This is a genomic window from Bradyrhizobium sp. NBAIM14 (assembly GCF_020193895.1).
Lineage (GTDB): Bacteria > Pseudomonadota > Alphaproteobacteria > Rhizobiales > Xanthobacteraceae > Bradyrhizobium > Bradyrhizobium yuanmingense.
In genome coordinates, this window is sequence record NZ_JADYVQ010000053.1 from 1 (window position 1) to 2,824 (window position 2,824).

Below are 2,824 nucleotides of genomic sequence, written 5' to 3' on the forward strand. Positions count from 1 at the left end.
CGCGTTCACGATGGTGATGCCGAACCACCAGTACAACAGTGGGCAAATCAGGCTGGCAAGCCTGAAGGGAAAAGTGCTGAGCCAGTAGAGCAATGAATCGAGGATCCCGATTCGATGCATCAGACCAAGGCTGCGCATGCCAAAGGGGCTGTATGAGTTGCGGACAATTTGCATCAAGCCGAGGCACCACCGTCCACGCTGAGTAATATACTCTTTCAGTCCTTCGGGAGCCAAACCTTCAGTCAATGGCTCGTTAAGGTACACAGTTTGCCAGCCGTTTTCCGCAAGCTTGAGGGTGAGTAGGAAGTCCTCGGTTACGCTTTGTGTTGGAATCCAGCCAATCTGCTCGACGGCCGGTACCCGCATTACGGATGATGTCCCACAGCAGATGGCAATCCCCCAAGCGTCCCGCGCTGGCTCGACGTTGTCAAAGAAATGACGTTGTTCATCCGGATATGCGGTGCTTATTCCAAGGTTATGTTGGATCGGATCAGGATTGAAGAAGTGCTGCGGGGTTTGCACGAGTGCGACGCTTGGCTCGTGAAACAACGCTAGCGTCCGCTCGATGAAGTCCGCATGGGGAACGAAATCTGCGTCAAGTACAGCGACAAAGACCGGGGGGGCTGGATCGCGGGCGCACGCGCGAAGTGCATGGTTAACGTTTCCCGCTTTAGCGTGCTCCTTATCCGAGCGTGCGAGATATCCGATTTCGTGCAGCTCGCAAAGTTGCCGCACCCAATTCCTGGCGCCGTCGTCGAGGATAAAAATCCGAAGCCGTGGATAGCGGATTTGCGCCGCGCCAATGATCGTGCGCTCGAGCACTTCCGACGGCTCGTTGTAAGTCGTGATAAAGACGTCCACACGCGGCGCTTCTCCAGGCAGCCACCATTCGGAGTACCGGTCTGCTTCTGCCGACCGCTCTTTCACCCGCGACAGTATGAAAAACGCGATGGTAGAGGAAAGCATCGTCAGAGCTTCGAGGATGGCGAATGCCCAACTGAACAGCGCGTCCGCAGTCCAGTCGAGGGGCGCCAGCGTTTCGGTGAAGCGCCAAGCCATATAACGCCAAGACAGTACGGCAGCCGTCCCCAGGAGCAGAGCGCGCCAATACCACTTCATCGGATTGAGAAACGGAAAGACGGTAAGGCAGAGCCCAATTATGAAGGCGGCGCCTGCGAAGGCAGCAACGAGTGGCGACAGCAGAATCATCAGAGTCCGTACCGCGTTATAAAGCGACGGAATTGTGCGATTGGGCCAGCTGTGAAGATGACGCGTCCAGTACGTCCAATCGCGCAGCCGAGATCTGCCTCTCCTGCAAGGTCTGGAACTGTCACTGTGACATCAAAGCGCTGGAGATGTTGCGCACTTGGACCCACAGCAAAATTGGTGTAGAGCGAGGCCGCACCGGATCCGCCAAGGCGGGTTATGGTTCCATTGAAAATACGATCATCTCGAAACAACCGAAATTGCGCGGCCGTTCCCACCGAGAGACCGTCGTAGAGAGATTCGCTGACGCCCGCGGTGACAATCTGGGTACTGCAGTCTACGATCTTGACGAGATCCTGGCCGCGCCGCGCGTATTGGCCATCGTCTATTAGTATGTCCCAGACCAGACCAACGACGCTGGCATTAAGGGTAGCGAAGCTCAGATTATTGACACGAAGACGCTCGGCATCGACTTGCCGGTCGAGCTGTACAATACGTGCTTTCACCTGCTCCTTGTCGACATTTAGCTCGGCCAACCGCTGCTCGAGCTCTCGGATACGTTGGGCCGAGGAGGGAGCGTCGTTATAGGACTCCCCGATGAAGACGCCCTCGCGAGCGGACGTAAGTTCCGTCTCCAAATATTTCACTCGCTGCTGCGCACTCTCCAGTTCTTGCTGCGCGACGTCGTAAGTTGCACGAGCGCGATCCAAATTCGCCGCCGTCTGTACACCACGCGTGCTCAGTTCGTTTGCTCGCTTGCATTCTGCGTCCGCTTGACGAAGGCGTGTGGCCGCAGCGTCTTGAGCTGCTTTCGTTTCGGCAATTCGAGCCTCAATCTGCCGAACCCTTCCGCGCTGGTAATCAGTTGATTGAACATCGAAGCGAGACCTGGATGCGGACAAGGCCTCTCGCTGGCCAACGAGACGGTTGAGCTCGATCTGCTGGTTCGTGCGATCGCGATCAAGCTCAAGAAGCCTCGCGGTATCGAAGCGTTGGTCGTTGATTTCTGCTATGAGCTCGCCGGGACTAATGCGCGCGCCGATGCTCTTTACGGCAAGCGTTACCTTTCCTTCGATTGGGGCGCGAACGATGTAGAGCCGAGCATTGAGTGTAGCGTCCGCCGATGTTCCAGCGAAGTGCTCACCGATAATAACGTACAATCCCACTGCCGACAGGGCCAAGCCGACGATTGCACGTACGAGCCTCATAAGGACATTCCAACTGCATTTATGACGGGAGGGTCGCGCAGCGTATTACTGAGCAGCCTACGGTCCAATCGTTTTCGCCTAAGCGACCCTCCGCCCTGCTTTGGATTGCCAAGTCCGCTCGGATGCAAGTGTTAGCGGGTCAGGCGTCATGATCAGACTAACAGGCTGGTAAAGAAGAGCTTCGTGATCTCAGCGGCAGGAGGATCCGTATCGTCAGAAGTGCAAACGGTCATGAATTCATTCCTGCAGTTCCAGCAGCGCCAGAGATCTTGGACCCCCCGCGCACCGATGCGTTCATGCCACTCGAGGTGGACCAATGCAGAGCCACATTGAGGGCAGTTTTTGTGACGTGCTATTGAGACCGACTCCATGTGGCAGCTCGTGTCATTGCGTCAAAAGGCCACAGCCGA

Annotated in this window: 2 protein-coding genes; both read right to left on the minus strand. The window is 56.4% G+C overall.

Translation table 11 applies throughout. The features are described 5' to 3' along the window. The coding region (locus tag I6F28_RS36920) for a glycosyltransferase family 2 protein (protein WP_225143904.1) at window positions 1-1,209 on the minus strand (1,209 nt) is incomplete at its 3' end. Next, entirely contained in the window at window positions 1,209-2,366 is a 1,158-nt protein-coding gene (locus tag I6F28_RS36925; protein ID WP_225143906.1) for an HlyD family secretion protein, read from the minus strand. The genes I6F28_RS36925 and I6F28_RS36920, both read right to left, overlap by 1 nt. Window positions 2,367-2,824 lie beyond the last annotated feature (458 nt).